This window comes from Neisseria sp. P0021.S005 (genome assembly GCF_051956955.1).
Genome location: NZ_JBQCWY010000130.1, coordinates 1 through 7,107, shown reverse-complemented (window position 1 = coordinate 7,107; position 7,107 = coordinate 1). Strand labels below are relative to the sequence as shown.

Annotated in this window: 11 protein-coding genes; all 11 read left to right on the top strand. The window is 52.4% G+C overall.

The features are described from left to right. Nucleotides 1-16 precede the first annotated feature (16 nt). A complete protein-coding gene (locus ACTHUE_RS08880) occupies nucleotides 17-817 on the top strand; it encodes an ABC transporter ATP-binding protein (RefSeq protein WP_049344969.1) in 801 nt (266 codons plus the stop codon). 64 nt (nucleotides 818-881) lie between these two features. Beyond that, a complete protein-coding gene (gene mlaE / locus ACTHUE_RS08875; protein ID WP_070695255.1) occupies nucleotides 882-1,658 on the top strand; it encodes a lipid asymmetry maintenance ABC transporter permease subunit MlaE in 777 nt (258 codons plus the stop codon). A gap of 49 nt (nucleotides 1,659-1,707) precedes the next feature. Continuing rightward, entirely contained in the window at nucleotides 1,708-2,202 is a 495-nt protein-coding gene (gene mlaD / locus ACTHUE_RS08870) for an outer membrane lipid asymmetry maintenance protein MlaD (protein WP_003748012.1), read from the top strand. 32 nt (nucleotides 2,203-2,234) lie between these two features. Beyond that, nucleotides 2,235-2,825: an MlaC/ttg2D family ABC transporter substrate-binding protein gene (locus ACTHUE_RS08865; protein ID WP_003681817.1), complete on the top strand. Its 591-nt coding sequence runs from the start codon at nucleotides 2,235-2,237 to the stop codon at nucleotides 2,823-2,825. 63 nt (nucleotides 2,826-2,888) lie between these two features. Then, nucleotides 2,889-3,167, top strand: coding sequence for an STAS domain-containing protein (locus ACTHUE_RS08860; RefSeq protein WP_036493932.1), 279 nt, complete (start codon nucleotides 2,889-2,891; stop codon nucleotides 3,165-3,167). Continuing rightward, complete coding sequence (locus tag ACTHUE_RS08855; protein ID WP_049335811.1) at nucleotides 3,164-3,991, top strand: MlaA family lipoprotein; 828 nt, start codon at nucleotides 3,164-3,166, stop codon at nucleotides 3,989-3,991. The genes ACTHUE_RS08860 and ACTHUE_RS08855 overlap by 4 nt, the downstream gene beginning before the upstream one ends. A gap of 114 nt (nucleotides 3,992-4,105) precedes the next feature. Next, a complete protein-coding gene (locus ACTHUE_RS08850) occupies nucleotides 4,106-4,468 on the top strand; it encodes a hypothetical protein (protein WP_003681812.1) in 363 nt (120 codons plus the stop codon). Continuing rightward, entirely contained in the window at nucleotides 4,468-4,851 is a 384-nt protein-coding gene (locus tag ACTHUE_RS08845) for an acyl-CoA thioesterase (protein WP_107848611.1), read from the top strand. The genes ACTHUE_RS08850 and ACTHUE_RS08845 overlap by 1 nt, the downstream gene beginning before the upstream one ends. After that, a complete protein-coding gene (locus ACTHUE_RS08840; protein WP_101755758.1) occupies nucleotides 4,848-5,336 on the top strand; it encodes a peroxiredoxin family protein in 489 nt (162 codons plus the stop codon). Before ACTHUE_RS08845 ends, ACTHUE_RS08840 begins: the two co-directional genes overlap by 4 nt. A gap of 143 nt (nucleotides 5,337-5,479) precedes the next feature. Further along, a complete protein-coding gene (gene obgE / locus ACTHUE_RS08835) occupies nucleotides 5,480-6,634 on the top strand; it encodes a GTPase ObgE (protein ID WP_108699895.1) in 1,155 nt (384 codons plus the stop codon). A 39-nt stretch (nucleotides 6,635-6,673) separates the two neighbouring features. After that, nucleotides 6,674-7,107 (top strand): restriction endonuclease (locus ACTHUE_RS08830; RefSeq protein ID WP_440402864.1); only part of this gene is annotated, 434 nt, incomplete at its 3' end.

Genomic DNA, 7,107 nt, shown 5'->3' with positions numbered 1-7,107 from the left:
GACACCCCTCTCCTGCATGAGTTCCACACCCTTCATCGAAATGAAAGACGTTGCCTTCGCATATGGCGACCGTCCTATTCTGAACAACATCAACTTCAGCATTCCACAAGGCAATTTCGCCGCCGTAATGGGTGGTTCGGGCAGCGGTAAAACCACGCTGATGCGCCTGATTACGGGTCAAATTCACCCACAATCGGGAAAAGTGCTGATTGAAGGGCGAGATTTGGCCGCATTTTCGGCGCAGGAGCTGTACGAACACCGCCGCCGCATGGGCGTTTTGTTCCAACACGGCGCATTGTTCACCGACTTATCCGTCTTCGACAACATCGCCTTCCCCATGCGCGAGCTGACGGATTTGCCCGAAGCAGTCATCCGCGATTTGGTGGTGTTGAAACTGAATGCAGTCGGTTTGCGCGGTGTTGAAAACCTGATGCCTTCCGAGCTTTCCGGCGGTATGTCGCGCCGCGTCGCCCTTGCGCGTACGATTGCGCTCGACCCTGAAATCATGTTGTATGACGAGCCTTTCACCGGCCTCGATCCGATTTCGCTGGGCGTTATCGCCCACCTCATCAGCCGTGCCAACAAAGCCCTGCGCTCGACCAGCGTCATGGTAACACATGATATTGAAAGGTCACTGGAAATTGTCGATCAAGTCATTTTCTTGGCACACGGCGAAATCATGTTCTCCGGCTCGCCCGAAGAAATGCGCGAACTCGACTCGCCTTGGGTACGCCAGTTTGTCGGCGGTTTGGCAGACGGCCCCGTCGCCTACCGCTATCCGGCGCAAACGACTTTAAAACAAGACTTGCTGGGCTGATGTTCAGACGGCCTGAAACTTAAACAAGGCCGTCTGAAACCATTTAACCAATCAACTGAAACCTATGAATTTTATCCGTTTCGTCGGGGCAAAAACCCTCGGCTTCATCCAATCGCTGGGCAGCATTACGCTGTTTTTCCTGCACATCCTGGCCAAATCAGGTACGGCATTTACCCGCCCACGCCTGAGCATCCGCCAGGTTTACTTTGCAGGCGTGTTGTCTGTCCTGATTGTTGCTGTGTCCGGCCTGTTTGTCGGCATGGTATTGGGCTTGCAGGGCTATACGCAGCTGGCAAAATTCAAATCCGCCGATATTTTGGGCTATATGGTTGCCGCTTCCCTGTTGCGCGAATTAGGTCCCGTATTGGCGGCCATCCTGTTTGCCAGCAGCGCGGGCGGTGCCATGACCAGCGAAATCGGCTTGATGAAAACCACCGAACAGCTTGAAGCAATGAACGTGATGGCGGTCGATCCTGTGGCACGCGTGGTTGCGCCACGCTTTTGGGCGGGGGTGTTTTCCATGCCTTTGCTGGCATCAATTTTCAATGTTGCCGGCATTTACGGCGCGTATTTGGTTGGCGTCGAATGGCTGGGTTTGGACGGCGGTATTTTCTGGTCGCAAATGCAAAACAACATTACCTTTCATTACGACGTCCTCAACGGCTTAATCAAATCCGCCGCCTTCGGCGTAGCCGTTACGCTGATCGCCGTACATCAGGGTTTCCACTGCGTACCGACTTCCGAAGGTATTTTGCGCGCTAGTACACGCACCGTAGTGTCTTCCGCCCTGACCATCCTCGCCGTCGACTTCATGTTGACTGCATGGATGTTTACCGACTAAAGGCCGTCTGAAACGACACTTAAAAAGAATGAAACAAGGACAATAGCACATGAAAAAAAATGCTTTGGAATTTTGGGTAGGACTGTTTGTCTTATTGGGCGCGGCCGCCATCGGCTTTCTCGCCTTCCGCGCCGCCGGTGGACAATCGTTCGGCAAATCATCACAAACCTACACCGTCTATGCCGATTTCAGCGACATCGGCGGCTTAAAAACCAACGCTCCGGTCAAATCCGCAGGCGTACTAGTGGGCCGCGTTGCCTCTATTCAGCTCGACCCTAAATCCTATCAGGCAAAAGTCGCCCTCAATCTGGACAGCCAATATCAGTTCAGCAGCGACGTTTCCGCACAAATCCTGACTTCAGGCTTGTTGGGCGAACAATACATCGGCCTGCAACAAGGCGGTGATACCGATTCTTTGGCAGCAGGCGACACCATTACCGTCACCAGCTCCGCCATGGTTTTGGAAAATCTTATCGGCAAATTCATGACCAGCTTTGCCGAGAAAAACGCAGATGGTGAATCTGCCGGTCAAAACAAACAATAAACACATATCCACTCAATATTCAGGACACTATCATGAAAAAAACTTCTTTCATCAGCGCATTGAGCATCGGCGTATTGAGCATCAGCATGGCATTTGCCTCTCCTGCCGACGCAGTCAACCAAGTCCGTGAAAACTCCGTTCAAGTGCTGAAAATCCTCAACAGCGGCGACGCCAACACTGCACGCCAAAAAGCCGAAGCCTACGCCATCCCTTACTTCGACTTCCAACGCATGACCGCTTTGGCCGTCGGCAACCCATGGCGTACTGCGACTGACGCACAAAAACAAGCGTTGACTAAAGAGTTCCAAACCCTGCTGATCCGCACCTACTCCGGCACCATGCTGAAATTCAAAAACGCCAAGGTCAACATCAAAGACAACCCGGTCGTAAACAAAGGCGGTAAAGAAATCGTCGTCCGCGCCGAAATCAACGTTTCCGGCCAAAAACCGGTCAACATGGACTTCACCACCTACCAAAGCGGCAGCAAATACCGCGCATATAATGTCGCAGTAGAAGGCGCAAGCTTGGTTACCGTATACCGCAACCAATTCGGCGAAACCATCAAAGCCAAAGGCATCGACGGCCTGATTGCCGACTTGAAAGCCAAAAACGGCGGTAAATAATCCACCCCCGCACCATGCCGCCTGATGTTCAGACGGCATGGTGCCTTACATCATAAAGACACCATGCAAACAGAAATCCGCAACGGCACGCTCTACATCAGCGGCGACGTTACCGTCAAAACCCTGACTGCCTCCGCCTTTGCGCGCTACGAACAACAATGCCGTCTGAAAGAAACAGACAGTATAGACTTCAGCCAAGTAGGCAAAGCAGATTCAGCCTGCGTTTCCCTGCTGCTCAACGCTCTGCGCCGGACAGACAAAAAACCGACCATTCAAAACATTCCCGATTCCGTCCGCGCACTGGCCGAACTTTACGAAATCAAAGACTGGTTGCAATCATGAAAAAAACCACCGCTTCACTCTGCCTCCTCATCAGCATAGCCTCCGCTCCCGCACTTGCCGAACGCAATCCAGCCGACCCTTACGAAGGCTACAACCGTACCGTTTCCAAGTTCAACGACAAAGCAGACAAATACGTCCTTTCCCCTGTCGCACGCGGTTATCGCAAAATAACGCCCAAACCGGTGCGTACCGGCGTGATCAACTTCTTCAACAACCTGCGCGATGTCGTCAGCTTCGGCAGCAATGTACTGCGCCTTGACGTCAAACGCGCCAGCGAAGACCTCGTCCGCGTCGGCATCAACACCACCTTCGGCCTTGGCGGTTTAATCGACGTAGCCGGTGCAGGCGGTGTGCCCAGCAATAAAAACACCCTCGGCGATACCTTCGCCTCATGGGGCTGGAAAAACAGCAACTACTTCGTTGTCCCCCTACTCGGCCCGTCTACCGTACGCGATACCGTCGGCAACGCCGTCACCACCGTCTATCCGGTTAAAAATGCCGTCTTCCACACCAGAGCAGGACGCTGGGGCACAATCGGCCTGCAAGCCATCAACACCCGTGAAGAACTGCTCGACCTGACCGACAGCCTCGAAGGTGCAGCCATCGACAAATACAGCTACACACGCGACCTTTACATGAAAGTCCGCACCCAACAAACCGGCGGCACGCTCCCTCAAAGCGAAGACGACAACATCGACATTGATGACTTAGTGGACAGCAATGCCACTTCCGAACCGGTAACAGCCCCTCAAACCGCTCCGGCAGAAATTCCCGATACAGCCAATCCCCAAACCCTGTATCAAACACCATCAGAAAACCTCTGATTGTTCCCAAAAATAAAGGCCGTCTGAAATTCAGACGGCCTTTATCCCCCAAAAGATAGCCAGTCCACCACCTTTGCTATATCATTCAACTATACAGAAACCAAGGAAAACACCATGTACGAAGTCAACCGCAGCGTCTTCCTGCTTATCCCCCTCGATCCATTTTGGAACTGGCTGAAATCCCTGCCCGGCAATCACCTAGACGGCCTGACACTGGAAGACATTCAAGCCGATGCCAATTCCTACCTCGTTCGCCCATGCGAAACTGCCGACGAAGTATGGGACGAAATCGAAGCGCGTTTTGAAGATATTTTTGCTGCCGAATTGGCCGACTGGTGCGAAGACGAAAGCGAATGGCCGGATTTGGATGCCGACATTTTCAACGAATGGTTCGATATCCAACTCTCCACCGTGATTACCGACCTCGAACACGAACCAATCGCACGCGAAGAGTTCCAACCCATCAATCTCAACTGATGAAACTGACCGTCCGCAACTACCATCTCGACGGCTACGGCCACGTCAACAATGCGCGCTATCTCGAATTTCTCGAAGAAGCGCGCTGGACGTTTTTTCAAGAGCATGACCTTCTGTCCGAACTCGAAGGCATCATGCTCGTTGTTGCACGCGTCGATATCCGCTATCGCCGCCCGTCGCTTGAAGGCGATGTTTTAACCTTCACAGGCCGTCTGAAAGACATCGGCACACGCCACATCATCCTCAGCCAAACCGCAACCCTGCCCAACGGCAAAGCTGCCATCGAAGCCGAAGTTACCCTTATGCCCGTCAGCAGCGAAAGCGGCCACAGCATCAGCGTTCCCCAAACCTTAGCACACGCAATTCAAAACCTCGAATCATGAAAAAAATACTCACACTCCTTGTCATTGCCACGATTGGCGCGCTTCTTACCTTCGTCCTTATCCCCAGCAACAAAGCCGCCCCTGATTTCGCCCTGCCCGACCTGCAAGGCAAAACCATTACCAACGCCGATTTGAAAGACAAAGTTACCCTCATTAACTTCTGGTTTCCCTCCTGCCCCGGCTGCGTGAGCGAGATGCCTAAAATCATCAAAACCGCCCAAGACTATCAAGGCAAAAATTTCCAAGTCCTCGGCATTGCCCAGCCCATCGATCCTATCGAAAGCGTCCATCAGTACGTCAAAGAATACGGCCTTCCCTTCACCGTCATGTACGATGCCGACAAAACTGCCGCAAAAGCCTTTGGTACACAGGTTTACCCGACTTCCGTCCTGATCGACAAAAACGGCAACATCCTTAAAACCTACGTTGGCGAACCCAATTTCACCCAACTCTACCAAGAAATCGACCAAGCCCTCGCCCAATAAATCCAAGGCCGTCTGAAACCATATTTCAGACGGCCTAAAACCGAAATATCCTTTATAATAAGCAACATTTTATCCGTTCAGACACCAAGCTCCTCTATTAACAAAGGCCGTCTGAAACAACCGAATACCCATAAGAGAACATCATGAAATTTATCGACGAAGCAAAAATCGAAGTCGCCGCAGGCAAAGGCGGTAATGGCGCAACCAGTTTCCGCCGCGAAAAATTCGTACCCCGCGGCGGCCCTGACGGCGGCGACGGCGGCAAAGGCGGCAGCGTTTGGGCAGAAGCCGACGAAAACACCAACACCCTCGTCGAATACCGCTTCGTCAAACGCTACCAAGCCAAAAACGGCGAAAAAGGCCACGGCTCCGACCGCTATGGCGCAGGTGCGGACGACATCGTCCTCAAAATGCCCGTCGGCACCCTTATCCGCGACCTCGATACAGACGAAATCGTTGCCGACCTCACTCACCACGGCCAGCGCGTCTGCCTCGCCAAAGGCGGCAAAGGCGGCTTGGGCAACATCCACTTCAAATCCTCCGTCAACCGCGCGCCCAAACAATCCACGCCCGGCGAAGAAGGCGAAACCCGTTCCCTGCAACTCGAGCTTAAAGTCCTCGCCGACGTCGGCTTGTTAGGCATGCCCAACGCCGGTAAATCCACCCTGATTACCGCCGTATCCGCCGCACGCCCCAAAATCGCCAACTACCCCTTTACCACCCTGCATCCGAATTTAGGCGTCGTGCGCATCGACGAAAACCACAGCTTTGTCATGGCCGATATCCCCGGCCTGATTGAAGGCGCGGCAGAAGGTGCAGGCCTCGGCCACCGCTTTCTCAAACACCTATCGCGCACCGGCCTGCTGTTGCACGTCGTCGATTTGGCGCCCTTCGACGAAACCGTCAACCCTGCTGAAGAAGCCCTAGCCATCATCAACGAATTGCGCAAATACGATGAAGAACTTTACGGCAAACCGCGCTGGCTGGTGCTGAACAAACTCGACATGCTCGACGAAGAAGAAGCCCAAGCACGCACCGCCTCCTTCCTCGAAGCCATCGGCTGGGATTACCCCAAACCAGACGACCGCTTCCAATTCGACATGGAAACCCCGCGCCTCTTCCAAATCAGCGCCCTGACCCATCAAGGCACACAGGAATTGGTACACCAAATCAACCAATACCTAACCGAGAAAAAACGCATCGAAACTGAAAAAGCCGAAGCGGAGCAGGCTGCGGCAAAAGCCGAAATTGCCGAGCAGCAGCCTAAAACGGATACAGGCGTATTTAAGCCGGAGTAAAAAATTTCAGACGGCCTTTTTAATAAAATGGAGAGTCGCATGTCTTCCAACTCTTTTTCTTTACAAGAAAACGATATTATTAAACGTTCAGAATTACATGACCAATACGGTGGCAATAGACAAAGTGGCATTGCTGCTTCGGCAAAAACGCCCAATATCTTCCTCTTTACTCACCCAGAAAAAGGCGAAGACCACGGCTATTATGATCGCTGGGATGAGAAGGGAACCACCCTGTTTTATTGTGGCGAAGGACAACGTGGTGATCAGCGTATGATCAATGGGAATAAAGCTCTCTTGGAACATAAACAGACAGGAAAAGCCATCCGTGTTTTTGCTAATGACACACTAAATGCTCATGTCCGATACATCGGTGAATTTACATTAGATGAGCATCAGCCTTATATAGTTAAAAAAGCACATGCAACTAATAATGGCCCAGAACGAAACGTATTTGAATTTTGCTTGCACAAAAA